The organism is Streptomyces sp. NPDC107517, from assembly GCF_055582645.1.
On the sequence record NZ_JBVJPM010000028.1, the window covers coordinates 37,751 to 62,905 of the forward strand.

General features: G+C 69.1%; 26 protein-coding genes and 1 pseudogene. 13 read left to right on the plus strand and 14 right to left on the minus strand.

What is annotated here, in order from left to right:
• Positions 1–51: 51 nt before the first annotated feature.
• The 3 genes from ACZ67T_RS38165 to ACZ67T_RS38175 are packed head-to-tail and all read right to left on the minus strand — an operon-like array spanning position 52 to position 2,897.
• Positions 52–1,206 carry a threonine synthase gene (locus ACZ67T_RS38165; RefSeq protein ID WP_469990561.1) on the minus strand — a complete coding sequence of 385 codons (1,155 nt, stop codon included), beginning with the start codon at positions 1,204–1,206 and terminating at the stop codon, positions 52–54.
• Positions 1,203–2,153, minus strand: a complete 951-nt coding sequence (locus ACZ67T_RS38170; RefSeq protein ID WP_469990563.1) for an ornithine cyclodeaminase family protein — start codon at positions 2,151–2,153, stop codon at positions 1,203–1,205. The genes ACZ67T_RS38165 and ACZ67T_RS38170 overlap by 4 nt, the downstream gene beginning before the upstream one ends.
• A gap of 45 nt (positions 2,154–2,198) precedes the next feature.
• Positions 2,199–2,897 carry a helix-turn-helix transcriptional regulator gene (locus tag ACZ67T_RS38175; RefSeq protein ID WP_469990565.1) on the minus strand — a complete coding sequence of 233 codons (699 nt, stop codon included), beginning with the start codon at positions 2,895–2,897 and terminating at the stop codon, positions 2,199–2,201.
• Between the two features lie 61 nt (positions 2,898–2,958).
• Between ACZ67T_RS38175 and ACZ67T_RS38180 the strand changes: the two are divergent.
• Positions 2,959–4,022, plus strand: a pseudogene (locus ACZ67T_RS38180) (threonine/serine dehydratase).
• A gap of 233 nt (positions 4,023–4,255) precedes the next feature.
• Here ACZ67T_RS38180 and ACZ67T_RS38185 read toward each other — a convergent pair.
• Complete coding sequence (locus ACZ67T_RS38185; protein ID WP_469990567.1) at positions 4,256–4,822, minus strand: dihydrofolate reductase family protein; 567 nt, start codon at positions 4,820–4,822, stop codon at positions 4,256–4,258.
• A 279-nt stretch (positions 4,823–5,101) separates the two neighbouring features.
• Entirely contained in the window at positions 5,102–5,608 is a 507-nt protein-coding gene (locus ACZ67T_RS38190; RefSeq protein ID WP_469990569.1) for a hypothetical protein, read from the minus strand.
• On the opposite strand from ACZ67T_RS38190, the gene ACZ67T_RS38195 reads away from it, so the two are divergent.
• Positions 5,508–5,762, plus strand: a complete 255-nt coding sequence (locus ACZ67T_RS38195) for a hypothetical protein (protein ID WP_469990652.1) — start codon at positions 5,508–5,510, stop codon at positions 5,760–5,762. The two genes, ACZ67T_RS38190 and ACZ67T_RS38195, sit on opposite strands and share 101 nt — an antisense overlap.
• A gap of 105 nt (positions 5,763–5,867) precedes the next feature.
• Here the strand turns inward: ACZ67T_RS38195 and ACZ67T_RS38200 are convergent, their stop codons facing one another.
• The 3 genes from ACZ67T_RS38200 to ACZ67T_RS38210 all read right to left on the minus strand — a co-directional run bounded on the left by ACZ67T_RS38200 (position 5,868) and on the right by ACZ67T_RS38210 (position 7,922).
• Positions 5,868–6,341, minus strand: a complete 474-nt coding sequence (locus ACZ67T_RS38200; RefSeq protein WP_469990571.1) for a hypothetical protein — start codon at positions 6,339–6,341, stop codon at positions 5,868–5,870.
• A 44-nt stretch (positions 6,342–6,385) separates the two neighbouring features.
• Entirely contained in the window at positions 6,386–6,874 is a 489-nt protein-coding gene (locus ACZ67T_RS38205) for a DinB family protein (protein ID WP_469990573.1), read from the minus strand.
• Positions 6,875–7,394: 520 nt separating this feature from the next.
• Complete coding sequence (locus tag ACZ67T_RS38210; protein WP_469990574.1) at positions 7,395–7,922, minus strand: hypothetical protein; 528 nt, start codon at positions 7,920–7,922, stop codon at positions 7,395–7,397.
• 113 nt (positions 7,923–8,035) lie between these two features.
• On the opposite strand from ACZ67T_RS38210, the gene ACZ67T_RS38215 reads away from it, so the two are divergent.
• The 6 genes from ACZ67T_RS38215 (at position 8,036) to ACZ67T_RS38240 (ending at position 13,549) form a co-directional block, all read left to right on the plus strand.
• Positions 8,036–8,332: a hypothetical protein gene (locus ACZ67T_RS38215; protein WP_469990576.1), complete on the plus strand. Its 297-nt coding sequence runs from the start codon at positions 8,036–8,038 to the stop codon at positions 8,330–8,332.
• Between the two features lie 234 nt (positions 8,333–8,566).
• The gene (locus tag ACZ67T_RS38220) at positions 8,567–9,016 is read left to right on the plus strand and encodes a hypothetical protein (RefSeq protein WP_469990578.1); all 450 of its coding nucleotides are present in this window, start codon (positions 8,567–8,569) and stop codon (positions 9,014–9,016) included.
• Between the two features lie 343 nt (positions 9,017–9,359).
• Entirely contained in the window at positions 9,360–10,562 is a 1,203-nt protein-coding gene (locus ACZ67T_RS38225; RefSeq protein ID WP_469990579.1) for an IS110 family RNA-guided transposase, read from the plus strand.
• A gap of 39 nt (positions 10,563–10,601) precedes the next feature.
• Positions 10,602–11,528 (plus strand): hypothetical protein, encoded by a 927-nt coding sequence (locus tag ACZ67T_RS38230; protein ID WP_469990581.1) that lies wholly within the window; start codon positions 10,602–10,604, stop codon positions 11,526–11,528.
• A 121-nt stretch (positions 11,529–11,649) separates the two neighbouring features.
• Complete coding sequence (locus ACZ67T_RS38235) at positions 11,650–12,846, plus strand: permease (RefSeq protein WP_469990583.1); 1,197 nt, start codon at positions 11,650–11,652, stop codon at positions 12,844–12,846.
• 64 nt (positions 12,847–12,910) lie between these two features.
• On the plus strand, positions 12,911–13,549 hold the full coding sequence (locus tag ACZ67T_RS38240) for a class I SAM-dependent methyltransferase (protein WP_469990584.1): 639 nt from the start codon (positions 12,911–12,913) through the stop codon (positions 13,547–13,549).
• Between the two features lie 255 nt (positions 13,550–13,804).
• Here the strand turns inward: ACZ67T_RS38240 and ACZ67T_RS38245 are convergent, their stop codons facing one another.
• The gene (locus tag ACZ67T_RS38245; protein WP_469990586.1) at positions 13,805–14,194 is read right to left on the minus strand and encodes an ArsR/SmtB family transcription factor; all 390 of its coding nucleotides are present in this window, start codon (positions 14,192–14,194) and stop codon (positions 13,805–13,807) included.
• A gap of 97 nt (positions 14,195–14,291) precedes the next feature.
• Here ACZ67T_RS38245 and ACZ67T_RS38250 point away from each other — a divergent pair, with 97 nt between their 5' ends.
• Both ACZ67T_RS38250 and ACZ67T_RS38255 read left to right on the plus strand, forming a co-directional pair.
• On the plus strand, positions 14,292–16,280 hold the full coding sequence (locus ACZ67T_RS38250; RefSeq protein ID WP_469990588.1) for a heavy metal translocating P-type ATPase: 1,989 nt from the start codon (positions 14,292–14,294) through the stop codon (positions 16,278–16,280).
• Positions 16,277–16,684, plus strand: a complete 408-nt coding sequence (locus ACZ67T_RS38255) for a (2Fe-2S) ferredoxin domain-containing protein (protein WP_469990590.1) — start codon at positions 16,277–16,279, stop codon at positions 16,682–16,684. Before ACZ67T_RS38250 ends, ACZ67T_RS38255 begins: the two co-directional genes overlap by 4 nt.
• Positions 16,685–17,380: 696 nt before the next feature.
• Here ACZ67T_RS38255 and ACZ67T_RS38260 read toward each other — a convergent pair.
• The gene (locus ACZ67T_RS38260; RefSeq protein WP_469990591.1) at positions 17,381–18,271 is read right to left on the minus strand and encodes an aminoglycoside phosphotransferase family protein; all 891 of its coding nucleotides are present in this window, start codon (positions 18,269–18,271) and stop codon (positions 17,381–17,383) included.
• A 350-nt stretch (positions 18,272–18,621) separates the two neighbouring features.
• Here ACZ67T_RS38260 and ACZ67T_RS38265 point away from each other — a divergent pair, with 350 nt between their 5' ends.
• Both ACZ67T_RS38265 and ACZ67T_RS38270 read left to right on the plus strand, forming a co-directional pair.
• Positions 18,622–18,891, plus strand: a complete 270-nt coding sequence (locus ACZ67T_RS38265; protein ID WP_469990648.1) for a hypothetical protein — start codon at positions 18,622–18,624, stop codon at positions 18,889–18,891.
• A 21-nt stretch (positions 18,892–18,912) separates the two neighbouring features.
• Positions 18,913–19,116: a sulfatase/phosphatase domain-containing protein gene (locus ACZ67T_RS38270; RefSeq protein WP_469990593.1), complete on the plus strand. Its 204-nt coding sequence runs from the start codon at positions 18,913–18,915 to the stop codon at positions 19,114–19,116.
• Between the two features lie 104 nt (positions 19,117–19,220).
• Here ACZ67T_RS38270 and ACZ67T_RS38275 read toward each other — a convergent pair whose 3' ends face one another.
• The 4 genes from ACZ67T_RS38275 to ACZ67T_RS38290 form a co-directional block, all read right to left on the minus strand.
• Positions 19,221–21,311: a SpoIIE family protein phosphatase gene (locus ACZ67T_RS38275; RefSeq protein WP_469990594.1), complete on the minus strand. Its 2,091-nt coding sequence runs from the start codon at positions 21,309–21,311 to the stop codon at positions 19,221–19,223.
• Positions 21,312–21,627: 316 nt separating this feature from the next.
• Complete coding sequence (locus tag ACZ67T_RS38280; protein WP_469990596.1) at positions 21,628–22,104, minus strand: carbohydrate ABC transporter permease; 477 nt, start codon at positions 22,102–22,104, stop codon at positions 21,628–21,630.
• Positions 22,105–22,593: 489 nt separating this feature from the next.
• Positions 22,594–23,655, minus strand: a complete 1,062-nt coding sequence (locus ACZ67T_RS38285) for a carbohydrate ABC transporter permease (protein ID WP_469990598.1) — start codon at positions 23,653–23,655, stop codon at positions 22,594–22,596.
• Complete coding sequence (locus ACZ67T_RS38290; RefSeq protein WP_469990600.1) at positions 23,652–24,233, minus strand: extracellular solute-binding protein; 582 nt, start codon at positions 24,231–24,233, stop codon at positions 23,652–23,654. The genes ACZ67T_RS38285 and ACZ67T_RS38290 overlap by 4 nt, the downstream gene beginning before the upstream one ends.
• Positions 24,234–24,244: 11 nt before the next feature.
• On the opposite strand from ACZ67T_RS38290, the gene ACZ67T_RS38295 reads away from it, so the two are divergent.
• Positions 24,245–24,508, plus strand: a complete 264-nt coding sequence (locus tag ACZ67T_RS38295; RefSeq protein WP_469990601.1) for a PepSY domain-containing protein — start codon at positions 24,245–24,247, stop codon at positions 24,506–24,508.
• Positions 24,509–25,155: the final 647 nt, after the last annotated feature.

Below are 25,155 nucleotides of genomic sequence, written 5' to 3' on the forward strand. Positions count from 1 at the left end.
GCGAGGTCCATTACGTAGCGGCGGCTGGCAGCCGCCAGCCGAGGTAGTGGCTCAGGCCGGGGGCTTGGACTTGAGGCCGCTGCCGCACAGGGGTGCGACGGCGGTGGGAAGGCCATCGGGTCGGGGAGTGGTGGGGATCCGTCCGGCCTGGATGGCGGCCCAGCACACGGCGGAAGTTGGTTCGACGTACAGGCCCGCGCGGGCCAGGGAGGCGTGGGCGGCGTGCACGGCGTCGTCGGGGACGGTGACGATGGATCCGCCGGTGGCCCGGACGGCGGAGAGGATCTGCGCGCCGCGGGCGGGACGCGCGATGGCGATGCCCTCGGCCACAGTGCCGACCGCGGTGATATCGCTCGGTACAGGCAGGCCGTTGGCGAAGGCGGTGGCCAGCGGTGCACACCCGGCGGCCTGGACCGCGACGATCCGCGGTAGCCGGTCGACAAGGCCCAGGTCGAGCAGCTGGACGCAGCCGAGGTATGCACCGAGTACGAGGGTGCCGTTGCCGACGGGCAGGACCAGGGTGTCGGGCAGCCGGCCACCGAGCTGTTCCCACAGCTCCAGGGTGTAGGTCTTGGTGCCGTGCAGGAAGAAGGGGTGGTAGACGTGGCTGGCGTAGAAGACGCCGGGCTCGTCGGCGACCCGGGCCGCGGCCTGGGCGGTGTCCTCGCGGGTGCCCGGGATCTGGTGCACGGTGGCGCCGTAGGCGCGCAGTTGGGCGACCTTGCCCGCTGAGGTGGCCTCGGGGACGTAGACGTCGCATGTGATACCGGCCCGCGCGGCATAGGCGGCAACAGCGGTTCCCGCGTTGCCGCTGCTGTCGGTCATGAGGCGGGACACGCCGAGGCGGGCCGCGAGGGCGGCCAGCATGACCGCGCCACGGTCCTTGAAGGATCCCGTCGGCATCAGGTGGTCGATCTTGAGCTGGACGTCGGGTCGGCCGGGCGCCGTGACCAGAGGCGTCATGCCCTCGCCCATGGTGATGTCGCGCGGCTCGCCGATCGGCAGGGCTTCCGCGTACCGCCACAGGCTGGGGCGGCGGGAAGTGAGGTCGGCGGCCTTGGGCATGCCCGGTGTGAAGCCGGCGAGATCGAGGACGCCGTGGCAGTTCGCGCACCGCCAGGCCAGGTCGCCCAGCGGGTGGGTGTGGCCGCAGGCGGCACACTGCAGCGTCATGGTGTCCAGTGCGGGGTGATCGGTGTGCGTCATGAGGTGGCTCCGGTAGCGAGTGCGGCGGCGTGCATGATGGCGTCGGCGACGAAGAGGTCCTGCAGGGCGATGCCGGAGCTGTCGAACACGGTCATGTCCTGCTCGCTGCGGCGCCCCTCCGCCTGCCTGGTCAGGACATCGCCCAGGGCGGTGACGGTGAGGGAGCCGTCGTCGATGAGGTCGGCTACGTGCTGCAGTTCCCCGATGCGCACCGATTGTGAGGGAAGGTCACAGAACAGGCGCGCATCCTTGAGGAGTTGCGGCGGCAGTTCCTGCTTGCCCTGTGCGTCGGAGCCCATGCTGGCGATGTGGGTACCGGGACGTACCCACCCTCCGTCGAACAGGGGCGCCTTAGCGGTGGTGGCGGTGACGATGATGTCGGCCGCTCGGCATGCCTGTTCGGCATCGGTGAGCTGGCCGGTGAGTCCTCGCTCGGCCAGCTGGGCCAGGAACTGTTCGCCGCGTTCGCGAGAGCGAGCGACGACATTGATGGTGCTGATGGGGCGTACTCGGGCCACCGCCGCGCATTCGTACAGAGCCTGATTCCCTGTGCCGAAGACGGCCAGGATGGTGGCGTCGGCGCGCGCCAGGACGCTGGCGGCGACCGCGTCGGCCGCGGCGGTGCGGTAGGCGTTGACGATGCCGGCCTCGACGACCGCGCCGATGCGGCCGTGCTCCTGGTCGAAGAGCAGGACCAGGGAGTTGTGGCGGGGCATGTCCTTGTCGGCGTTGCACGGCCAGTAGCTGCCGATCTTCACTCCGGCATGCCGGGCCGATGCGGCGGACTTCACGGTGAATCGGTTCTCGACCTGCGAGCCGTGCCCGAGCACGGCGGGGAAGACCTCGGTGTCAGAGCCGGCGGCAGCGATCAACGCCTCTCGTACGGCCGTGAAGGCCAGCTCTTCGGTGATGAGGGCGGCGGATCGCTCCTCGGGCAGAAAGTGCATGATGGTGACGCTCCTCGCTTCGTGGCGGTGGTTCTCGCTGCCGTGCTAATCGGGCACGTCGTCGCCGCGGTGCTGGGGGTCGGCCGGTGGTGTCTTGCGGCACTCGTTGAGATCCGCGTAGACCGCAGAACGGGACACGCCGAGCCGCTCGGCGACCCGCGGCACCGCGTTGCGCACGGTGAAGACACCTCGCCCGTCGAGGACCTTGAGCAGGACCAGCCGCTCCAGCCGAGTCAGACTGCTTACGGGCTTGCCGCGGGACATCTCCTCGGTCCGGATCAGGGCGTCGACCACGTCGTCGAAGTCGTTGCTGAACGTGGTGGCCGTCTCCTGTACGGGGGCGGTGCCTGCCAGTGCCGTCAGCAGGTCGCCGGCCTGCCGCAGAGCCGTGACGTCGACATTGATGCACAGGGCCCCGAACACATGGCCCGAACCATCGCGCAGCGGCATGGTCGAGGACTTGACGATCCGGCCGTCCGGGGTGCGTGTCACGTAGTTGATGTCGTTTGCCGCCGCGTCCCCATCGGCGAGCACGGCCAGACCGATCTCACTCAGGGCGCCGCCGACCTTCCGGCCGGTCACGGCGCCGGAGACCGCCACGACTGACTGCTCACCGCGCCGGTAGTCGTGCAGGACAACCTCGCACGTCGGTCCGAACGTCGCGGCCAGTCCATCGGTGACCGGCAGCAACGCCGCCAGAATCGCATCCGCACTGCTGATCGCATCCGCACCACTGTCGGTCATCACACCATTCCTCATCTCTCCGTTTCCCGCCCGAGGCCCAACTATAGTAAACGTCCAGCCTATGGACGGAAAGTCCAGACGGGGTGTGGGGTGCGAAGGCGCTCCCGCGCCCCCTGAGCGCCACCCGCGACCCGACCCGCGCCGGGCCGCACACCCCACCGGGAGCAACGACAATCAGCTCGACCGGAACGACATCGAGGCCGCCACCGAACGGGTCGCCGGCCGCGTCCGCCCCGTCACTCTCGCTCCGGCCGACGCCGCGAGCGTGCCGGGGTCGGGCGAGCTGTGGTTCGCATTGGAGTTCATGCAGCACACCGGCTCGTTCAAGGCCCGTGGCGCGCAGAACTTCCTTCAGGCCCACCGCGACGCCGGCACTCTCCCCGAGGTGGGGGTGACCATCGCCTCCGGCGGCAACGCCGGACTCGCCTGCGCGTGGGCCGCGCGACAGCAGGGCGTCACCGCGACCGTCTACCTGCCCACCACGGCCCTGCCGTGAAGGTGGCGAAGCTGCGCGCGTACGGTGCCGACGTCCGCCTCGTCGGCACCGAGTACGCCGAGGCGCTCACCGCCTGCCAGGAGTTCGCCGACACCACCGGTGCCCTCACCTCCCACGCCTACGACCACCCCCTCATCGCCGCCGGGTCAGGCACTCTCCTGGATGAGATCCGCGACCGGCTGCCCGGTCTGGACACGGTCGTGGTCGCCGTCGGCCGCGGCGGGCTATTCGCCGGTGTCGCCACCGCCGCCCGGCAGCACGGCACACGTGTCGTCGCCGTCGAGCCGGAGAACTGCAGGGCACTGAACGCCGCCCTGGAGGCCGGTCACCCGGTCGACGTCTCCGTGGCCTCCGTCGCCGCCGACCCCCTGGGCGCCCGCCGCGCCTCCGCGATGGCACTGCACGCGGCGCAGCAGGACAACGTACGCTCCGTCCTCGTACCGGACAGCGAGATCGTCCGCGCCCGCCACATGCTGTGGGATCACCGCCGACTCGCCGTAGAACACGCGGCCACCACCGCCCTGGCTGCCCTCACCGGCGCTGAGACCCCCTACCGGCCCGCCTCCGGAGAGAAAGTCGCCGTCGTACTCTGCGGCGCCAACACGGACCCGAGCGACCTGGTCCGCTGACGGTGGTGGGCGTAGGCCGACTGGTACCTGCTGTCGCCGAGGGCGGCACAGAATACGGATGCGCCGTGAGCAACGCGCGGGCCCAGCATCGAGGACCCGTTCGAAGGCGAGGATGACGCCCACGGGGAGCCTGCGATGATCACTGTCCTGCTAGCTACCTCGTCATCGATGGGAACACGTACAGCCACTAGATGTATTGAGCATGAGCGTTGTTGACGCGTGGGTGCTGCTGCTCAGCGCCTCGTCTCGTACCTGGTCAGGACCACGCCGCCGGGAAACGTCCGTGTCTCCACCAGGTTCAGGTTCACCCAGTTGTCCAGAGCGGTGAAGAACGGCGTGCCGCTGCCCACCAGGACCGGATGGGCGGCGATCGCGTACTCGTCGATCAACCCGGCGCGCATGGCCGCCCCGGCGAGCGTTGCGCCGCCGATGTTCATCGGGCCGCCTTCCTCGGCCTTGAGCCGGGTGATCTCGGCGATCGAGTCGCCGGTGACCAGGCGGGTGTTCCAGTCGACCTTGTCGATCGTCGATGAGAACACCACCTTCGGCGTGTCCCGCCAGTTCCGCGCGAACTCGATCTCCGCCGGGGTGGCGTTGGGCTGCTGGTCGCCGGTCGGCCAGTAGGAGCTCATCGTCTCCCACAGCTTGCGCCCATACAGCGACAGGCCACTCGCCCGCTCGTGGTCGAGCCACCACTGGAACAGCTCGTCGCTCGGCGGTCCGCTCCAGCCGATGTCGTCGCCGGCCGCGGCGATGTAGCCGTCCAGGGTCAGGTTCATGCCGTAGATCAGTTTCCGCATGGCCCAGCCTTCCGTCCGTGGGTGTCCGGCGTATAGACCAGCGCGGCGCGGGAAACTCATCGGTGCGCGATCTGGGCTCGCCAGTATCTCCCGCCTGCACCAGGCGCTGAACTCATGTCTTGGTCCTGGGCGTCACGCGCGGGGCGAGGCGGGGAGAGTGAACGGCGGCCGACGCTTATGTCCCGTCGACGAGTCTGTGGAGCCGGTCCCAAGTCGAACGGCGGCTGCGCTCGTCGGCCCGCAGGATCCGACCAGCGAGCCACGAACTGCCCTGGGGCGTTACTCGCACCAGCCGGTGGCGGCCACTACCTCCCGCGCGATGTCCACGACAGGCCGCCTGTCGGTCACCACCCGCACGGTGTCGGCGGGCGCCTGCTCGTCCAGGAGCCGCGCTGTACGCGCGCTGGCCTCGAGCCCCTGTTCCAGTTCCGAGCCGAGCTCCCGGCCCGCCAGCCGTTCGCGGACGGTGGTGTCTGAGACGGTGAGCAGAACTCGTATGAGCCGCACGTCTGCCCCCATGGCGCACTCGAACATGCCCGCCGTCCCAGGCAGCACACTCACGGTGTTCGTATAGCTCAGACGCCGATATCCGCACTGGGCGAAGTTTGCCCAGATGGCCGTCGGACAGCGCTCAACAAGCTCCGAACCGTGAGGGTCGCCCTCCGGCGCCGGATAGACCTGGCCCATGAAGTCGCCCTCGATACGGCTTGTCGGCGCCGAGGAGACGGCCGACGGCGTGACCGCCCGCTTCAGCGACGGCACCACAGCCGTCGGGGACGTGCTCATAGGTGCCGACGGCGTTCGCTCCACCGTCCGCGGCAGCATCGACCCCGCCGCCCTCACCTCAAAGTACGCGGGGCTCATCAGCTTCGGCGCGCTGATCCCGCGACCGGGCATACCAACCACCGGCGGCAAGATGAACATGCCCTTCGGCAAGTAGGCGTCGCTTTCGGCTACCAGGTCTTTGACGCCGTTCGTAAGGCAGTCCAGTGATCAAGCGGTCAGCGCGTATCCCGCCGGACGGGAGTAGGCCCTGACTGCTTGATCATTTAGGGGTGGGGTCGTCGCAATAGCCGGGGCGGGCAAGTAGAACAGAGTTGAAGTAGTAACCCTGTTCTTCGTCCGGTTCGTCGTCGGCCTCGAACGGTCGCCAGAAGCTGAGCAGCAGGTCGGCTGCGACGAAGGAGACGGGGTCGTCGTCGGCGGGTTCGATGGCGAAGACCTCGGCCATGTGGCGCACGACCTCGCGGGCCGGCAGGCCGAAAACGTCGATGCCGCGAAACCTCACGACGTCCGAGGGGTCTGAAGGGCGCCCCAACTCAATGGATTCCAGACGGTTGTGCATGCACCCGATGCTGATCATCAGGCCGCTCGGCCGGAAGATGTGCTGCCCAGCCTGGTCGGCCGTGGATACCTCCGTCACGTCACGCAGCGAGTCCAGCGCCATGTCCGCGTCCTCGCGTGACATACCGATCCTCAGGGCACCGATACCTATGGGCGGGACGAGCTCGAAGTTCATGCGCGCATGTTGGCATGACGCTTCCAAACGCCTCTGGGCGGGACTCAGCGAGGCCCGAGTCCGGTCCGCCCGTCGAGGAGTTCGCGGGCGATGTCCAGATGGCCGGCGTGACGTGCGGTTTCCTCGATCACGTGTAGAACGATCCAGCGCAGGTCGGTGACTTCGTCCTCCAGCGGGCCGGGGTGACGGCCTCGCGGGGGTGCCGACAGTGGGGTGCGGGCGATCACGGTATCGGAGCGCCAACACTGGTTTTCGTAGAAGGCGAAAACGACCTCAGGCGGTCGGGGCGTCGTCAGCGGGGCATGGTCGTCTGGCCAGTCCAACGGTTCGACGGCCCCGGTGGCGACCTCCTGGAACCAGTGCCGCTCCGCGTGCCCCAGATGTTCTATGAGCCCGAGAGGCGTCCAGCCGGACGGCAGGACCGGCGTGGTCAAGGCTTGCGTGTCTAGGCCGTCGACAATGGCCAGCACACTGGTTCGTTGCGCCGCGAGGAACGCCGACAGTGCCTTCTTCTCTTCGTCGTCTGTGTTCATGCGCGCATGGTGCCAGCAGCCACTGACAGGCAGTGGAGTGCGTGCGCCCGTGGCAAGGTCGCGGGCGGGAGGCGGCCCGCGTCCGTCCTGGCCGGGGTGAAGGGCGGGTGCGTCGTGTCTCGTGGGTCTTCGGCGAAGTTCCGCTCGCGGAGCCGGACGGGGAGGCACCAGGGGCTGTTGCGAAAGGTGATCTTGGCTGGGTGGATCTGTGTGCGGTGGGCTGGCGTTGCCGGCTCAGCCGCGGTTGACGGTCAGGAGTCCGGTCTGCTGGGTGATGTTCGAGTTGAGGCAGCCGGGGAGGCTGCGGCTGGGGGCGTACGGGATGCGTTCGCAGATGGCCCCCGTGGCGTAGCCGGTGGTGACTGTTCCGGTGGAGGGGTCTTGATGACCCGTCGGGATGGATTTCAGGAAACGAAGGTTCTCTGAATGCCGTCGAGGTTGCCCCCGATCCAAGGCCGGAGCACGTGAAGCCCTGAGCTTCACGGAGTGCTACGCGCCACCTCGCCGTAGCTGTACGAGATCAGGGTCTCGAGTCCCGCGGGTTCAGCGAAACTGAGGGTTCTTCGTCGGGAACGGGTTCTTCGTCGGGAACCGGCGGGTGTTGAGGATTTCTGGCGAGCTTCGACCTGTGTGTTCCGGGTGAACTCAAGGTGCTGCCCCATCGGTTGGGGGTATTGAGCCGCGCATCGCGCTGGACCTCTTCCCAGTAGCGGGTGGCGGCTGTGACGATCGCTTGAAAGTCGGGCAGCGGCATGACTGCGACGTGGGGCGTGCGTGTTCCCACGGGCGGTTCGGCGGGCTCGCCGATCACGATCGCGTTCGCGCCGTGGACATACCCGCGGACCAGGCAATGGTCGAGGGACTCGGCGGCCCCCAGCAACGACGGATCGTTTAGGGCGGCATCGGAGCGCAATACGGACAGCGTCGCGGCCGGGCCAGCGTCGGGCTGGGCCAGGCGCGGGTCCTCAAGTCTGGCCATGTTCTGCAGTGTCAGCATCATCGAGCCGAGGATGCAGGGCTCTGAATCGCCCATGATGATCGAGTTCACGCACGCCTACGCGGACATCACTCACGAGCGCCCGCAGCACACCGAACTCGCGGCACCGGTGCACCGGGGCGAGCACCTCGCCCACGCCGAGCGGCACCTGAACACCCTCGTGCGTGACCTCATCGCCGAAGCCGCGCAGGGCGGGGACATCCGCGACGACGTCGCCCCCTGCCATCGCGACCTACTGCCTGCACGTCCTGGGTGCCGCCGGCGGCCTGCCCTCCAAGGCTGCCGTTCACCGGCTGGTCGCGGTCACGCTGGCCGGGTTGCGCCCCTCGCTGCCGGCGGCCGATGTCGCCGGTGTCACCCGGCCTCCTCAACACGTCGCCGCGACGGGCGGCTCATCGTCCACCCCGATGCACGGCCCCTGGCGTCACGCCGCCCACCAGCGTCCACCGACCGATTCATGAGCCGAATCCAGACGCGATCCTGACCGCAGACACACCCCCTCTGGGGGACTTCGTCTGGCTGCTGGCTCGCCCATCAGGACTTCAAGATCATCCCGTTTGCCCTTTGGCGGGTATCACCCCGCCAGGTCCTCGGCCGCTGACTCGATGCACCCAATGCGGGTGATACCCCGCCTGGGTATGCTGTGGTAGTCGCAGGCGGCACGCCAAACGGTGAGGAACAGAACGGAACAGAACGTGGGCAGCAGCGGACATACAGGCAGGCGGGGCATCGCCCGGCTGCTGGCGGTGTGCGCGGTGCTCTTCGGCCTGTTCTTCATGCACGGCGCCCCGGCCACGGCCGCGGAGGGCTGCCACAGCGCCATGCCCGTGATGGCGGCCTCGCCGATGACCGGCGGCCACGACGCCGCCGCGCTCCGCGCGACTCATGTGCCCGCCGCGCACGATCCCGGCCCCGCTGCCCGGGCCGCCAACGCCTCTGCGATGTCCGGGGAACTGTGCGTGTCGACCTCGGCCCACGAGCGAACCCACCTGCCCGCGCCCGGCTTGCTCGGCGTGGCAGGCGCCGCAGTGCTCGCCCCGTGGATGCCGGCCCGCCTGCGGGTGGCAGCCGGCGGGATGGGGCGGCGCGGGCCACCGGCCTGCGGGCGAGATCTCCTGCTTCAGGTGTGTATCGCGCGGACGTGACAGGCGCGCACCGGATCCAGGCCCAGGCCGGAGCCGGCATCGCGTCCTGCTCGATTCCGCGCACCACCGGTGTGGTGCGCCCCCGTTATCTTTTCCGCGGTCCTGCAAGAGGGCCGCTGGCCTCCGGGCCCGGCATGGCTGTTCCCCCCTGTCGAGGGCATGACCTGGGGGGTGGTGCCACCGGGCCCGAGAGGCGCCGTTGGAGACGCTGATGAGAGGTCCGGCTACCGCCCCGCCGAGCGCAATGCCCGGCACCTGGTGGGCGGCAGGTCTGCATAACGTGGATGCGCGCACGACGCCAACGCCCCGGCCAGCACCGCACCAACCCGTTCGGGAGGACGGCGTGAACGACAGTGACGAGATAGGCGTCTTCCTCGGCCTGGACGTCGGCAAGAGCGCCCACCACGGGCACGGACTCACCCCGGCCGGCAAGAAGGTCTTCGACAAGCAACTTCCCAACACCGAACCGAAGTTGCGGCAGGTCTTCGACAAGCTCCGCGACAAGTTCGGCACCGTCCTGGTCATCGTGGACCAGCCCGCCTCGATCGGCGCCCTGCCCCTGACAGTCGCCAGGGACACCGGCTGCAAGGTTGCCTATCTGCCCGGCCTGTCGATGCGGCGGATCGCCGACCTCTACCCCGGCGAGGCCAAGACCGACGCCCGCGACGCGGCTGTGATCGCGGACGCCGCCCGCACCATGCCGCACACCCTGCGCTCGCTCGAACTCACCGACGAGATCACCGCCGCGCTCACCGTCCTTGTCGGCTTCGACCAAGATCTCGCGGCCGAGGCCACCCGCACCAGCAACCGGATCCGCGGCCTGCTCACCCAGTTCCACCCCAGCCTGGAACGCGTCCTCGGGCCGCGCCTGGACCACCAGGCCGTCACCTGGCTGCTCGAACGCTACGGATCCCCAGCCGCGCTGCGAAAGGCCGGACGCCGCAGGCTCGTTGAGGCCATCCGCCCCAAGGCGCCCCGCATGGCCACGCGCCTGATCGACGACGTCTTCGACGCGCTCGACGAGCAGACCGTCGTCGTTCCCGGCACGGGCACCCTCGACATCGTGATCCCGTCCCTGGCCCGCTCGCTCGGCGCCGTCCACGAACAACGCCACGCGGCAGAAGCTCAGATCAGCGCCCTGCTGGAGGCACACCCTCTTCACGCGGTCCTGACCTCGATGCCGGGGATTGCGGTCAGGACCGCCGCCACACTGCTGGTCACCATCGGCGACGGCACCAGCTTCCCCACCGCCGCCCATCTCGCCTCCTACGCCGGACTCGCCCCGACCACCAAGTCGTCCGGAACCTCGATCCACGGCGAACACGCACCCCGCGGCGGCAACCGCCAGCTCAAACGCGCGATGTTCCTGTCCGCGTTCGCCGCCCTGCACGACCCCGCCTCCCGCACCTACTACGACAAATGCCGAGCCAGAGGAAAGACCCACACCCAAGCCCTCCTCCGCCTCGCCCGACAACGCATCAACGTGCTCTTCGCGATGCTCCGCGACGGCACCTTCTACGAACCCCGGACCCCACGCCTCGCTTGACGAAAGACATAGAGGCACCCCCCGGAAAGACTCACCTCGATGGCCACCTCTTCCCGTTTCACCGCCCGCCGCCGCAGTCTTGCAGCGGCCGGCGCCGCAGCGGCTCTCGCGCTGCTCCTGGCCGCCTGCGGCTCCTCCAGTGACTCTTCGTCCATGCCCGGCATGGACCACGGCACCAAGTCCTCCGCCTCCTCCTCGCCCAGCGCGTCGCAAGCCATGGGTGACATGCCCGGCATGGACCACATGGCCTCCGGCAACGGCCTGTCCGACACCCAGGACGGCTACCGCCTCACCTCCAAGGACACGACCCTGCCGGCCGGCAGGAAGGCCACCTACCGGTTCACGGTCACGGGCCCGGACGGCAAGCCGGTCACCGGTTTCGCCCTCGACCAGACCAAGAGGATGCACTTCTACGCCATCCGCTCCGACCTGACCGGCTTCCAGCACATCCACCCCACCATGACCGCCAACGGCACCTGGACCGCTGGCCTGGCCTCCCTCCCCCCGGGATCCTGGCGCCTGTTCGCCTCCTTCACCCCCGATGCCGGGCCCGGCAAGGGCAAGGACTTCGTGCTCTCGCGCACCCTCACCGTGCCCGGCACCGCGACCAAGACCCCGCTGCCCACCGCCGCCACCAGCACCCGGGTCGCCGGGTACACCGTCACCGTCAAGGGCGAGCCCATGGCCGGCATGGCCCACCCGCTGACCGTCTCCATAGCCAAGGACGGCAAGCCCGTCACCGACCTGCAGCCCTACCTGGGCACCTACGCTCACCTGACCGCCTTCCATGAAGGCGACGCCGCGTTCGCCCACCTCCACCCGACGACCAAGGTGACCGGCGACCAAGGCGGCCCCGACCTCGCCTTCCACGCCGAGCTGCCCACCTCCGGCAATTGGCGGCTGTTCCTGCAGTTCCGGACCGGCGGCACGCTCCACACCGCCGCCCTGACCCTGCCCGTCGGCTGACCCCGAGCGGGGCGCCCCCCTGCGGCGGCGCCCCGCACCCGGCCTCACAGACCCGCCTCGCCTCCCCGCAAGAGGCGCGTCAGCAGGGCGTACGCCGTATCGTGCGAGGAAGGCTGGTCAGATGCACGCCGTACTGCACGCACTGTCGATCACCGGTTCCATGACCTGGGAGATCACCTGGGCCCTGATCCTGGGCTTCGCACTGTCCGCCGTCGTCCAGGCCGTGGTCCGCAAATCCACCGTCGTCTCCCTGCTCGGCGACGACCGGCCCCGCACCCTCGCCGTCGCCGCGGGCCTGGGCGCGGCGTCCTCGTCCTGCTCCTACGCGGCGGTGGCGCTGGCCCGCTCGCTGTTCCGCAAGGGCGCGAACTTCACTGCCGCGATGGCCTTCGAGATCGCCTCCACCAACCTCGTCATCGAGCTCGGCGTCATCCTCGCGCTGCTGATGGGGTGGCAGTTCACCGCCGCCGAATTCGTCGGCGGCCCCATCATGATCATCCTGCTGGCCGTCCTGTTCCGGCTGTTCCTGCGCGACAGGCTGCTGCGCCCGGCGCGCGAGCAGGCGGAACGAGGGCTTGCCGGGTCGATGGAGGGCCACGCCGCGATGGACATGTCCGTCCGGCGCCAAGGCTCCTTCACCCGCCGGCTCCTGTCCCGCGAAGGCTTCACCGCCACCAGCCACGTATTCGTCATGGAATGGGCGGCGATCCTGCGCGACCTCGTCGTCGGCCTGCTCATCGCCGGCGCCATCGCCGCCTGGGTCCCGGACGCGTTCTGGCGCACCTTCTTCTTCGACGGCCACCCGCTCGCCGCCAAGCTGTGGGGGCCCATCATCGGCCCCCTGGTGGCGATGGCCTCGTTCGTGTGCTCCATCGGCAACGTGCCGTTGGCGGTGGTGCTGTGGAAGGGCGGCATCAGCTTCGGCGGCGTGGTGGCGTTCATCTTCGCCGACCTGCTGATCCTGCCGATCCTCAACATCTACCGGAAGTACTACGGCGCCAAGATGGCCGCCTTCATCCTCGGCACCTTCTACCTCGCGATGGTCATCGCCGGATACATCGTGGAATTCTCCTTCGGCGGCCTCGGCCTGATCCCCGACCAGGCCGACGCGAAGGTCCCCATGGAAGGCATCAGCTGGAACTACACCACCTGGCTCAACATCGCCTTCCTCCTCCTGGCCGCTGTACTCCTGGTGCGGTTCTGGCGGACCGGCGGCATGGCCATGCTCCGCATGATGGGCGGCTCACCCGACGCCGGCCACGACCACGCCGGCCGCATGCACCACGGACACCACTGGAGCGTGGCCCTCCACCCGTGAGTGGAGGGCCAGTTCTGCCCACAGGCCGATCCGTGCACCACCGTCGACATGCTGGAGTAGTGCGGTGACTGCCACCCTGCCGCGCGTCCTGCCCAGCCCGGACGGCAAACCGATCCCACCGACCGGCACCGCCGACGTCTTCCGGGCCTTCGCCCTCGACCTGGCTGCAGGCCGGCGGCCCTGGACGGCCGAGACAGCTCAGTTCCTCGCCGAGCGGTTCGACCAGCTCGCCGCCGACTGGGACACCACACGCGCCACCGGCCGCGACGACCCCCTGCGCGACGCCCTCACCCGCGGCGGACCACTGCCCGCGACCCCATGCCTCGAACTCGGCTCCGGCACCGGCCTGTTCACTCCCCAGCTGAGCACCGTCTTCCCGCAGGTGATCAGCATGGACCTGTCACTGTGCATGCTGCAGCAAGCACACGGCCGCTCACCAGTGCGCGTCCAGGCCGACGCAAGCACACTGCCTCTGCCCGATTCCTCCGTCGCCGTCATCGCCGCGATCGACATGCTGCTGTTCCCCACCGAGACCGCCCGCGTCCTGGCGCACGACGGAGTACTGCTGTGGATCAACCAACTCGGCAGCGACGGCCCGCTGTACCTGCCCGCCACTGCCGTCGCAGCCCTGCCCGGAACCTGGCAGGCGACCGAGTCCGAAGCCGGCTGGGGCAGCTGGGCTGTCCTACGCCGCACCTGCTGACACGCCTCCGCCCCGGCAGCGGGCCTACCGAATGGCAGACCTCCTGTTAGGGGTGTTCGGGTGTGAGGCCGGTGCCGGTCCGTGTGGGCGAGTGAGCCTCGCAGCACAGCCGGGCGTCGAGTGCGGCTGTCAGCCCTCCGCCGTCGGGATGCCTCATCCCTCCGGCACAGCGCAGCCCACAACAGCCGTCACGACCCTACGTAACCCACACAGCCACAAGTGGCTGACGAGCGCGTGTGGTTGCGGTAGGGAAAGCTACGGCCGGGCCGCGGCTGGGGTCGCTTCGGCGGCGGGGGTGTCGCGCAGGCCGAGGCGCAGGTGCTCGACGTGGAAGAGAGCCTGTTCCAGCAGCTCGGCGACGTGGTTGTCGTGGAGGGCGTAGACGATGGAGCGGCCCCGGCGCTCTCCGGTGACGAGTCCGAGATTGCGCAGCAGGCGCAGCTGGTGGGAGCAGGCGGAGGCTTCCATGCCCACGGCCTCGGCGAGGTCGCCGACCGCGCAGGGGCCTTCCTGGAGGCGGGCCAGGATGTACAGGCGCGAAGGGGTGGCCAGGGCCTGGAGGGTGGCGGCCACGTCGGTGGCTCCCGCCGCGTCCAGGCGCTCGCGAGCGGTGGCGTGGTTCTTGTCGTCGGCTCCATGACCCATGGCGCCCATCCTAGCGGTCACACCTGAAGACCTGTTCAGATGTTCCTGTACGGTGGATGATGTGTCGCCGTCTTCCGCCCTGAAGGGTTGTTTTGTTATGCCTTCCGACCTGATGCAGCGGCCTGAACGGGCAGTTCCGGCTCCGCCGCGTACGGCGCCACGGCGGCGTACGCGGGTGTTCGCCCTGGCCGAGGCGCGCTGGGCCGCCGCGGCGCTGCTGTTCCTGATCGCGCTGCCGCTCCAGTTGTCCGGCGCACCCGCCTGGGCCTGGGGTTCGCTGTACGCCGCCGCCTACGTCACCGGCGGGTGGGAGCCGGCCTGGGCGGGGCTGACCGCGCTGCGGGAGAAGACCCTGGATGTGGACTTGCTGATGATCGTGGCCGCGATCGGTGCGGCCGCGATCGGGCAGGTGATGGACGGCGCGCTGCTGATCGTCATCTTTGCCACCTCCGGGGCGCTGGAGGCCCTGGCCACCGCCCGTACCCAGGACGCGGTGCGCGGTCTGCTCGACCTTGCGCCGACCGTCGCCACCCGCCTGACCGACGACGGGAGCGAGTCGACGGTCCCGACACAGGATCTTGTGGTCGGGGACACCATCCTGGTCCGCCCCGGTGAGCGGGTCGGCGCGGACGGCCGCGTCCTGGACGGGGCCGGCGAGGTGGACCAGGCCACCATCACCGGTGAGCCGCTGCCGGTCGCGAAGGAGGCTGGGGACGAGGTCTTCGCCGGCACCCTGAACGGGACCGGTGCCCTGCGGGTCAAGGTCGAGCGGGATGCCTCGGACTTGGTGATCGCCCGGATCGTGGCCATGGTCGAGGAGGCCTCCGAGACCAAGGCGCCCACCCAGCTGTTCATCGAGAAGGTCGAGCAGCGCTACAGCCTGGGCATGGTCTTCGCGACCCTGGCGGTCTTCCTGGTCCCCCTCGCGTCCGGCGCGGATCTGACCGCCTCGCTGCTGCGGGCGATGACCTTCATGATCGTGGCCTCGCCGTGCGCGGTGGTCCTGGCGACGATGTCGCCGCTGCTGTCGGCCATCGCCAACGCCGGACGCCACGGCGTCCTGGTGAAGTCCGCCGTGGTGATGGAGCGTCTCGGGCAGGTCGACGCGGTCGCCCTGGACAAGACCGGCACCCTGACCGAGGGCACCCCCCGCATCACCGACCTCCGCCCATTGCCCGGCTCCGGGCTCGCCGAGGACGCCCTCCTGGCGCTGGCGGCCGCGGCCGAGCACCCCAGCGAACACCCCCTGGCCCGCGCCGTCGTCGACGCCGCCCGCACCCGCGGTCTGGCCATCCCCGACATGCGCGACTTCACCTCCACGCCCGGCGTCGGTGTCACCGCCACCGTCGACGGCCACACGGTCACGGTCGGCGCACCCGCCCGCCTCCTCGACGGCGACGACGGCACCGCGGCGGTTCGCGCCGCCGAGGCCGCGGCCGACCTGGAGGACGGCGGCCGCACCGCTGTCCTGGTCCTGCGCGACAGCACCCCGGTCGGGGTGCTGGGCATCGCCGACCGGCTGCGTCCCGACGCCGCCGCGACCGTCGCCAACCTGACCGACCTGACCGGCAGCGCTCCGATCCTGGTCACGGGTGACAACCCCCGCGCCGCCGCCCGCCTGGCCGCAGAGGTCGGCATCACCGGCGACGAAGTCAACGCCGGACTCCTGCCCCAGGACAAGGTCGAAGCCGTACGGCGCCTGGAGGCCCGCGGCCGCAAGACGCTGGTGATCGGCGACGGCGTCAACGACGCCCCGGCCCTGGCCGCCGCCCACACCGGCATCGCCATGGGCCGTGCCGGCTCCGACCTCGCACTGGAGACCGCCGACGCCGTCATCGTCCGCGATGACCTCGCCACCGTCCCCAAGGTCATCGCCCTCTCGCGGGCGGCCAGACGCCTGGTGGTGCAGAACCTGATCATCGCCGGGGTGTTCATCTCCGGCCTCGTCATCTGGGACCTGGCGGGCAACCTGCCGCTACCGCTGGGTGTTCTCGGCCATGAGGGATCGACCGTCATCGTCGGCCTCAACGGGCTGCGTCTGCTGCGTGACGCCGCCTGGAACCGCGCCGCACAGGACATCCGGTGAGCCGCCGTGCCAAGAAGGCCGCCCCCGCGTCGGGGGCGGCCCGACCGACCGTCACCGTCTGCCGCGGCTGCTGCTGCGGCACCGCGGCCAAGGTGCCGCGCATGGACCACGAAGCCCAACTCACCGACCTGCGCACCCAGCTGGCCGGAGTAGCGATGGTCCGGCGCACCGACTGCCTGGATGCGTGCGAGCGCGCCAACGTCATCGTCATTCAGCCCTCAGCCGAAGGCCGCAGGGCCGGCGGACGCCCGGTCTGGCTCGGACAGGTCAACGACCCTGGCGCCGCAGCCGACATCACCGCCTGGGTCCGCAACGGCGGTCCTGGCCTCGCCGAGCCGCCCGGCATCCTCGACCTCTACACGTTCAGCCCGTCACGGCGCGTCCGCCACGAACTCGAAGATTGAGCGGCCCTGCGAGGGTGCTGGGGCAACGGGCGGCACGCTCCTCCCTGCCGGTATTCCGGAAATCGTCGCGTAGACCCGGGGGAGACCCTGACCATCGAGCCAGCACAATGCCGAAGTACGGTGAGGGTTCAGCTCGTTCGAGGTCCAGGACTCCGCGAACCCGCGCGCTTCGGTGTGGGATGTCCAGTCCCATCCGGAGTGGGGGGACGTGCGGGGGCGGCCGTGGCGGGCGCGGCGCGTGCTGCTGGCGGACCGGGTGGCGGAGCTGGACGGGCGCCGATCCAGGCCGTGCCGGTGACCGAGGATCCCGGCGACGGCCCGAGCGTGGATCACGGTGCTACCGAACACTTGCCAGTGCTCCACGCTTCAGGGTGGAGGTGTAGGAAATCCTGCCCGTAGCGGCCCGGAGGGGCGCGGCGGCATGGCCAGGATCACCTTGCCCGACAACGGAGTTGTCGGGCCTACCGCCGGACGGGCGGAAAGTCAGGCCTGGAGGCCTTGTAAGACCGACCCGCACCGGTCGGCAGAGGCCTGTGAAACAGGAACCCAAGGTGGTACTGCGTAGCGGAACGGACCGGAATCCCCTGCCCTCGGGCAGGGGAGGGCGTCAATCGGCAGCCGATCTGTTCCGTTGGTGCTGCTGCCAGTGGAGGCGGCAAGCGATCGTCTCTACCACGGCCTACGATCGAGGCGACATCACTCCATGGACTCCAGAATGCGGTCGAGCGTCTGACGCCCCATTCTGCTCATCGTCGGATTGCTCTCGACGTAGTACCAGACAACACCCATCGCCTGTTCAAATGCCCATGCCTTGCCGCGCTCCCACTCCAGATCGTCACAGTCCAGTGTCCGCCGGAGCACTACCCGCGGGCCTGGCTCCAGCAGGTGCCAGGCACTGACCAGATCCAGCGCGCGGTCGGCCGGGCCGAAGCCTCCGGTGTCGAGTACACCGCTCAGCCGGTCTCCCGCGACCAGTACATTGCCGGGAATCAAGTCACCATGGCTCATCACGTCGGCACCCGAACGTGGCAACTCCCGAAAATAGCTCCACACCTGGCGCAGACGGGGCACGTCGAGCAGCCCTTTACTCTCCTCGAAGCACTTCGCCATCCAATCGTCGTGGTGAGCGAGAACGCCGCCACGACTTTCGCCGCTGAAAAGCCGCCCCTGCGTCTCGGCGTCCCGCAGGGCGGAGATGAAGACCGCAAGGTCCTCGGCAAAAGCGTCCGACCCACTCGGGTCGGCATCAAAGGCGACCGTTCCCGGCAGCCATGTCTGGACCGACCACGGCATGGGGTAACCCGCTCCAGGTCTTCCCAAGGCGACGGGTTCCGGGGCGGGGAACCGAGATACTTGTGCCAGCTCCGCGCTCGCCTGGGCTTCCTGTTCCAGGACCGCCAGCACCTCAGCAGCATCAGCCAGACGCAGTGGGAAACGCGCAGAGAGGTCGTTCCCGATCCGGAAGATGGCATGGACCGTCCCGGTCGACGACACGAGTGGGAGCGCCTTGCCGCTCCACTGCGGGAACTGCTCCTGGATCAAGGTCGCAACGATTTCGGTGGTCACGTCCACTTGGTCATCGTGCATGGTCAATATCGCAGGGCCTTCCACTAGTCCAATTCGAAACGCAGGAAGCAGACCGGATCAACTGAGACGACAGCCAGTATTCAGACGCCAGGGTCCAGATCAACTGAGATTTGCGGACAGCCAGGTGTCTCAACCGTTCTGGTAGCCCCAGGTCGCAGCCGCGGCTTCGGGCCTCATCACTCGAGACGGGGTTGTGTCCTTGGAAATTGAACCGCACAACAGCCAGGCTCCGCAGCGCACTTCCCCCCGAGGGCGAGTCCTTCCCGGGGACCATCGGGCCGGATGTGGCCACCTCCGAGGAAGCCTGGCCGGTCCTGCCCGCCCATGGACAGGGCGCCCCGAACGTGGTGATGGTCGTCCTCGACGACGTGGGCTTCGCGCAGCTCGGCAGTTTCGGTGGACTCGGCGGCCGGGTCGAGACCCCCGCGATCGACGTGCTGGCCACCGATGGGCTGCGATACAGCAACTTCCATGCGGCGGCGATGTGTTCAGGAGACGCTCGCGCGCCAGATCGAGCTGGGGCTCGTGCCGCTCGGTACTGTCCTGCCCGATCGCAACCCCGGCGTTCGCGCATGGGCGGACCTGACCGGCGACGAACGCCTTGTACACACGGCAGATAGCACTACGCGACCGGCTGGGCGATGGCGGGCAACACCCCCAACCGCCTCCACAAGTCCTTCTGCCACGAAGGCGGCACCCGGGTGCCGCTGGTCGTGCACTGGCCGGCGGCAATCACGGACCGAGGCGGTGTCCGGACCCAGTTCCACAGCGCCACCGACATCGCGGCGACCGTCCTCGACGTGGCAGGCACGCTCATGCCCAACGTCGTGGACGGACACCCGTAACTCCGTTTCGACGGCTGACGCCGCCACAGCGACACCGCACGCTCCCGTGCGCTGGCACTGGGAGGGAGAGCCGGTCTGACCCGCTTCCGCTGGGTTCAATTCGGCTATTGCCGGTCGGCTGGGGTGGTGGGCTGTGCCTGTGCGATCAGGAGGGCGACGTCGTCGTGGTCGTCGGGGTGTCGCAGTGCGTTCAGGAGCCATTGCCCGGTGGATTCAAGCGGATGCTGTTCTTCGAGGATCTCAAGCAGTGTGTCGAGGCGCTCGTCGATGGGGTGGTGGCGGGTTTCGACGAGGCCGTCGGTGTAGAGGACGAGGCGGTCGCCCTGGGTGAGGGCGAATGACGTGGTGCGGAAGTGGTCTTCGCCGACGCCGAGGGGGACGCCGGTGGGCAGGCTCAGCAGTTGTGGATGATGCCCGTTGGGGATGAGGACGGGGGGCATGTGCCCGGCGTTGGCGATGCGGCACTCGTGCCGGTGGGGGTCGTAGACGAGGTACAGGCACGTGGCGATGTAGTGCTCGAGACCGCGTGTGATCTTGTCGAGATGCCGGAGCACCTCGTCGGGGGCGAGGTCGAGGTCGGCGTAGGCGCACGTGGCGGTGCGCAGGCGTCCCATGGTCGCGGCAGCGTCGATGCCGTTGCCCATCACGTCGCCGACCACGAGTGCGGTGCGATCGCCGGCCAGGGGTATGACGTCGTACCAGTCGCCGCCGACCTCGCTGGACGCTTGAGCGGGCTGGTAGCAGGCGTCGACCTCCAGTCCGGTCAGTCGGGGAGGGAGGCCTGGCAGCAGGCTGCGCTGGAGGCTCTCGGCGGAGTTGCGCACGCTTTCGTGCCAGCGGGCGTTGTCGATGGCGATTGCTGCCCGGGCGGCGAGTTCCCCGGCAAGGATCACGTCGTCCTCGTCGAAGGGGAGGGGGTTGTGCGCGCGCAGCAGATCGAAGGCGCCCAGGACTTCGTTGCGGGCTATCAAAGGCACTGCAAGGTAGGAGTGGACCCCTGCCCGGGCAAGGACGGCCGCGGCTGCGCGGTCGCGCGCGATCCGCAGAAGATCGGCTTTGCTGGTGTTGGCCACAACGATGGGCTGTCCGGCGTGGACACACTGAGTGACCAGTCTGTTGGCGCCGTAGGCGGCGATGTGCCCGACCTCGTCTGCGGCCGAGGTCGCCTCGGTGGGGTAGGCGGAGGCCACGGCGAGAGCGCGGAAGAGCTCAGCGCCTTCATGAGTGCTCTCCGTCCGGCGGAAGGCCAGGACGTCGTCGAGGAGGTCCACCGCCGCGACATCGGCGAGATCGGACACCGCGACCTTTGCCAGCTCCTGCGCGGTCCGCTCCACGTCCAGGCTGGTTCCCACCCGCGCGGAGGCGTCGGCGATGGTGGCCAGACGGCGCCGTGCCCGGTCGGCCTCGGCGGCGGCTCGGTGACGTTCGCTGACATCGATGACCGAGATCGCTACCCCGATCACCCGCCCGCCGGGCCCGTCGATGCGGTAGTACGACACGGACCAGGCATGATCGTTGTCGGGATCCAGGACGGTGTGGCCGACGTGGTACTGGTCGATCAACGCAGTGCCAGTGATCAGTACCTGTCGCAACGCGGACTCGATGGTGTCGATGTCCAGCAGCGCAAGAACGTCCCGCGGCCGGCGGCCGATGTGGTCCGCCGCCGCGACACCATTGATACGTTCCAGCGCAGGATTGACGAAAAGGTAGCGCAGGTCGGCGTCCAGGAGCGCGATTCCGACGGGGGACTGCGACACCAGATGGTCCGACAACGCCAGCTGAGTCTCGATCCGCTGCAGCGTGCTCTGATCGGCAGCGATGCCCAGTGCGTACACGTCACCGCGATCGTCCAGCAGCCGCATATTGCGGAACTCCACCAGGCGGACGCTGCCGTCCTTGTGCCGGATGGGGAAGGCCCCGGCCCAGCTCGCCCCGGTGCCCATCACCTCGGCGTACAGCTTGATCACCAGTTCACGGTGCTCCTCCTGGACCAGGAGGTCGGCTGCGTACCGGCCCAGAGCCTCGGTGGCGGAGTATCCGAACACCTCGCTCGCCTGGGGGCTCCAGAACACGATTCGTCCGCCGTCGTCCAGTACGATCGCGGACACACTGAGCAGGTCGAGGAGCTCTCCCGGAGGTACAGGCCATGCATCGCGCTCCGGCATCTCGTCCCGGGGTGATTCTTCTGAGCTCATCTCGCCAGCTCCCTCTCTGATGGCCCGAGAGCTGTCATATCCATCCTGCCGCTGGGCCGACAGGTTGACGACCCAGGGCGCGCAACGGCACGGCTGCCCTCGCCGCCGGCGAACCGATCGAGGTCGACCGCACGGTTCATCGCGACGGGGTCGGCGGCGTGGCCGGACTCGCGACGCCGGACGGCGAGCGCTTGAGGGTCAGCATGGGGCGTGATGCCACGAGCAGCACGCAGGGACGGCCGAGGACCGCGACCGGGCCCCGTGCGGGTCAGGTCGTGCGGGGCCCGGAGACGCGTGACGGCGATGCGCCGCGGGGTTATTCCTTGACGGCGCCTGCATTGGCGCCGCGGATGAAGTGGCGTTGGAAGAGGAAGAACAGGACCGCGACGGGGATGGTCGACAGGGCGGCCGCCGCGAGCTTCAGCGGGTACTGGTTGCCGCCGCCCAGGCCGCCGGAGACGAACCTGGCGAGGCCGGTGGTCAGGGTCTCGTACTGCTCGGACTGGGTGGCGACGAGGAAGTGGGTGAACTCGTTCCACGAGCCCTGGAAGGACAGGATCGTGAGGGTGATGAGCGCCGGGCGGGCCATGGGAAGGACCACTGACCAGAACGTACGGAAGACCCCGGCGCCGTCGATGCGGGCCGCCTCCTCCACTTCGCGCGGCAGCTGCTCGAAGAACTGCTTCATGATGAAGATCCCGGCCGCGTCCACGAGCAGCGGTACCACCATGCCCATGTAGCTGCAGAACAGGTAGAACGTGTTCAGGACCAGGAACTTGGGGATCAGGAGCACGATGCCGGGGGACCGCCATCACCGCGAGGACGCAGACACTCAGCAGTCCTCGGCCGGGGAAGCGGAGCCGGGCCAGCGCGTAGCCGGCCATCGAGTCGAAGAGCACACGCCCGGCCGTGACCAGGACGGTGACGACGAACGAGTTGGACAGCCAGCGCAGGAAGGGCACGCTGTCCGCCGAGTCGGCCAGGCCGAACAGGCGCTGGTATGCGGCGGTGGTCGGGGTGGTGGACCACAGGGCGAGCGGGTTGGCGGAGGCCGCCGTGTCGGTCTTGAGGCTGTTGGCCAACTGCAGCACGAAGGGGAGCAGGTACAGCAGGCCGATCCCGATGACGACGGCGTAGCCCAGGGCGCGGGCAGCCGGTGGGAAGCGCTTGAGGACGGGGCGGTCGGGAGTCTTCTTCTCCTTGTGGGGTGGGCGCCGTACGGGAAGGGGCGAGGCGGTGGCCGGGGTGTCGTCGGTATGGGCCGGGGTTTCGGTGACCGTTGTCATGCCGGGCTCCCTTCCTTGGCAGGGCGCTCGCGAAGGAGCCAGCGCTGGGCTCCGACGAGCACGAGGATGAGCGCGAAGAGGAGGAAGGCGATGGCCGCTCCCTGGCCGAAGTCGGCGTTGGAGAAGGCGGCTTCGTGGGAGAGGTAGGCGGGAGTGAGGGTGGTGTTCGCGGGAGCGCCGTGGCCCATGACGTACACCATGTCGAAGACCTGCCAGCTGCCGATCAGTGCCAGGGTGAGGACGAGGAAGAGGACCGGGCGGATGGCGGGCAGCGTGACGTGCCACAGCATGCGGCGGCGGGTGACGCCGTCGAGGGCCGCGGCCTCCTCCAGTTCGCGCGGCACGTTCTGCAGGGCTGCGAGGAAGATCAGCATGAAGGTGCCGGAGCTGGTCCAGGTCGTCATGAGGATCATGGTGAGCAGGGCGATGGACGGTCCGGCCAGCCATTCGCTCAGTGGCGGGCCCATGAGCATGTGATGGGCCCCCGGTGGGTTGGCCGGGTCGATCAGGCCGAGGCCGCCGAGTACGGCCCAGATCACGCCGCGGGAGTCGTTGAGCCAGTTCGGGCCCTTGATACCCACCCACGACAGCAGGTTGTTGACGGCGCCGCTGCCCTGGAAAAGGAAGAGGAAGACCGTGGACACGGCGATCGTGGAGGTGACCGAGGGGAAGTAGAAGGCGGTGCGCAGGGCGCTGCGGCCCTTGAGCATGCGCTGGTTGACGATCATGGCGAGGGCGAGGGCGACGCCGGTGGCCAGAGGCACGGAGAGGAGTACGTAGTAGGCGTTGTTGCGCAGCGAGGTGGCGAACAGGGTGCGGTCCAGACCGTCCTGGGTGAGCAGCGCCTTGTAGTTGTCCAGGCCGGCGAAAGTGGCCTTGCCGCCGGTGAACGGGTTGGACTGGCCGTCCCAGTGCAGGAACGACACCCACAGCGCCATGAGGATCGGCAGTGCGAGGAACAGCCCGAGGACGAGGACCATGGGGCTGACGAACAGCCAGCCCCAGGCGCCCTCACGGCGGCGCAGGGAGGGGCCCGCGGCGGTCGTACGGGAGGTCACTGGGTGGCCTCCTTCAGAATCGGTGCGCCGTTGCGCTGCAGGTTGCCGAGGATCGTCTTCGGGTCGGCGGTCTTCAGGTTGAGCAGCTCGCTGTTGAACTGGCTGAGCGCCTTGTCCATGCCTTTGACGGTCACCGGGCCCTGCAGCCCCTTGGCCCTGGGTGACCAGGGCTTGAACTCGGGGTGCTCGGCGAAATAGGTGGCGGCGGCGGCCTTGCGGACCGGAAGGGCGCCGAACTTCTCCGCCATGGCCGTCTGCTGTTCGGATGCGGACAGGTACTGGACGAGGTCGACGGCTGCCGAGTGGTGCCTCGACTTCTGCGCGACGCCCCAGCAGGTGCTGAAGGCCAGGCTGCCGGCGCCGCCGGGGCCCTTGGGCAGGTCGAGGAGCTTGTATTTGGTGTCTGGGTAGTCGTGGGCGAGCCGGCCGTCGAGCCAGCTGCCCTCGATGGTCATGGCGGCCTTGCCCGATCCGAAGGCCTCACCGGCGTTGAGGGTGTCGACCTGCTTGGCGAATTTCCACCAGCCGTCGTCGAGCCGGGGGGTGTGCACCGGTCGCCGGGTGGGGGAGGGCGCCATACCGTGGCGGTATGAGACGCATCGACAGGGAGCAGGCGCGGCAGATCGTTGAAGCCGGCCAGGTGATGCCGCGTGACGAGCTTGAGCGGATCGCCGCTGCTCGGCATCCGGCGAGGAAGGACGTCCTTGGGTTCGAGTACGGGGAGGACGAGTCTGCGCCTGGCCGCTACCGGTTCGCCGTCGAGGTCGAGGATGCTGCCGGGGTGGTGTGGTGGATCGAGCTCAACGCTCACACGGGCGAGATCCTCGAGGAGGACAACTCCGCGAACCGGTGACGGCACGGGGCCTGTCACGGGCCGGGCCAGCTGCATGGCCGGAGGGGGGTGAGGGAGTCCGCATGGGCCCCGTCGTGTCCGCGTACGCCTAGGTCGACACCTACGTCGACGCCGGCGCCCCAGGGATAGAGGCAGACATCCCTGCCAGTCCGGCGGGCGGGGAGGGCGACGTCGTGGCCATGCCGAAGAGCATTTCCCCCGGGGCCGGCTGAAGGGCCGCCGGGTCACCCGGGCTTTCCGTGCGGTGTGACAGGGGGCGCGAGGGCGACGTTGCAGGTGCAGCGGGGTTCTGGCCGCACCTCGATTGTGTGAAGCGCCCGGCCGGCAATGAACCCCTGTGGGTCTTGGGGGTGGTGAGGGGCGGTCACTTTGTGACCTGGCGTCAGTGATTCCTGCCGCCTTCACACGGTCGTGCTTGTCATCGGTCTCCTCTGTGTATCTGGCGTGGGATGTGAAGGCTTGTGTGCGGGTCGGCGTCTTCGATTCGAAGGTGACGGGCCGTGATCCTTTTGGGAAGTGTGGGTGGCGGAGGGCTCGACGTGCGTGGCTGTCCCGCCTGATGCCATGGGCGGGGCGTTTGGCAGGCGGGACAGGTTCTGCCGCGAGGGTGGGGGTGCGGGCTGGGGGTGGCGGCCTTGTCCTTCTCT

Bases quoted from the DNA above. Each gene is read 5' to 3' on its own strand.
- ACZ67T_RS38295 (WP_469990601.1), top strand. From the start codon at position 24,245: ATGAGACGCATCGACAGGGAGCAGGCGCGGCAGATCGTTGAAGCCGGC.
- ACZ67T_RS38230 (WP_469990581.1), top strand. From the start codon at position 10,602: ATGGCCACCTCTTCCCGTTTCACCGCCCGCCGCCGCAGTCTTGCAGCG.
- ACZ67T_RS38165 (WP_469990561.1), bottom strand. From the start codon at position 1,206: ATGACGCACACCGATCACCCCGCACTGGACACCATGACGCTGCAGTGT.
- ACZ67T_RS38190 (WP_469990569.1), bottom strand. From the start codon at position 5,608: ATGAGCACGTCCCCGACGGCTGTGGTGCCGTCGCTGAAGCGGGCGGTC.
- ACZ67T_RS38260 (WP_469990591.1), bottom strand. From the start codon at position 18,271: ATGCACGATGACCAAGTGGACGTGACCACCGAAATCGTTGCGACCTTG.
- ACZ67T_RS38170 (WP_469990563.1), bottom strand. From the start codon at position 2,153: ATGCACTTTCTGCCCGAGGAGCGATCCGCCGCCCTCATCACCGAAGAG.
- ACZ67T_RS38270 (WP_469990593.1), top strand. From the start codon at position 18,913: ATGGCGGGCAACACCCCCAACCGCCTCCACAAGTCCTTCTGCCACGAA.
- ACZ67T_RS38205 (WP_469990573.1), bottom strand. From the start codon at position 6,874: ATGAACACAGACGACGAAGAGAAGAAGGCACTGTCGGCGTTCCTCGCG.
- ACZ67T_RS38175 (WP_469990565.1), bottom strand. From the start codon at position 2,897: ATGACCGACAGTGGTGCGGATGCGATCAGCAGTGCGGATGCGATTCTG.
- ACZ67T_RS38265 (WP_469990648.1), top strand. From the start codon at position 18,622: ATGGTCGTCCTCGACGACGTGGGCTTCGCGCAGCTCGGCAGTTTCGGT.
- ACZ67T_RS38200 (WP_469990571.1), bottom strand. From the start codon at position 6,341: ATGAACTTCGAGCTCGTCCCGCCCATAGGTATCGGTGCCCTGAGGATC.
- ACZ67T_RS38250 (WP_469990588.1), top strand. From the start codon at position 14,292: ATGCCTTCCGACCTGATGCAGCGGCCTGAACGGGCAGTTCCGGCTCCG.
- ACZ67T_RS38275 (WP_469990594.1), bottom strand. From the start codon at position 21,311: ATGAGCTCAGAAGAATCACCCCGGGACGAGATGCCGGAGCGCGATGCA.
- ACZ67T_RS38235 (WP_469990583.1), top strand. From the start codon at position 11,650: ATGCACGCCGTACTGCACGCACTGTCGATCACCGGTTCCATGACCTGG.
- ACZ67T_RS38185 (WP_469990567.1), bottom strand. From the start codon at position 4,822: ATGCGGAAACTGATCTACGGCATGAACCTGACCCTGGACGGCTACATC.
- ACZ67T_RS38290 (WP_469990600.1), bottom strand. From the start codon at position 24,233: ATGGCGCCCTCCCCCACCCGGCGACCGGTGCACACCCCCCGGCTCGAC.
- ACZ67T_RS38245 (WP_469990586.1), bottom strand. From the start codon at position 14,194: ATGGGTCATGGAGCCGACGACAAGAACCACGCCACCGCTCGCGAGCGC.
- ACZ67T_RS38195 (WP_469990652.1), top strand. From the start codon at position 5,508: ATGAAGTCGCCCTCGATACGGCTTGTCGGCGCCGAGGAGACGGCCGAC.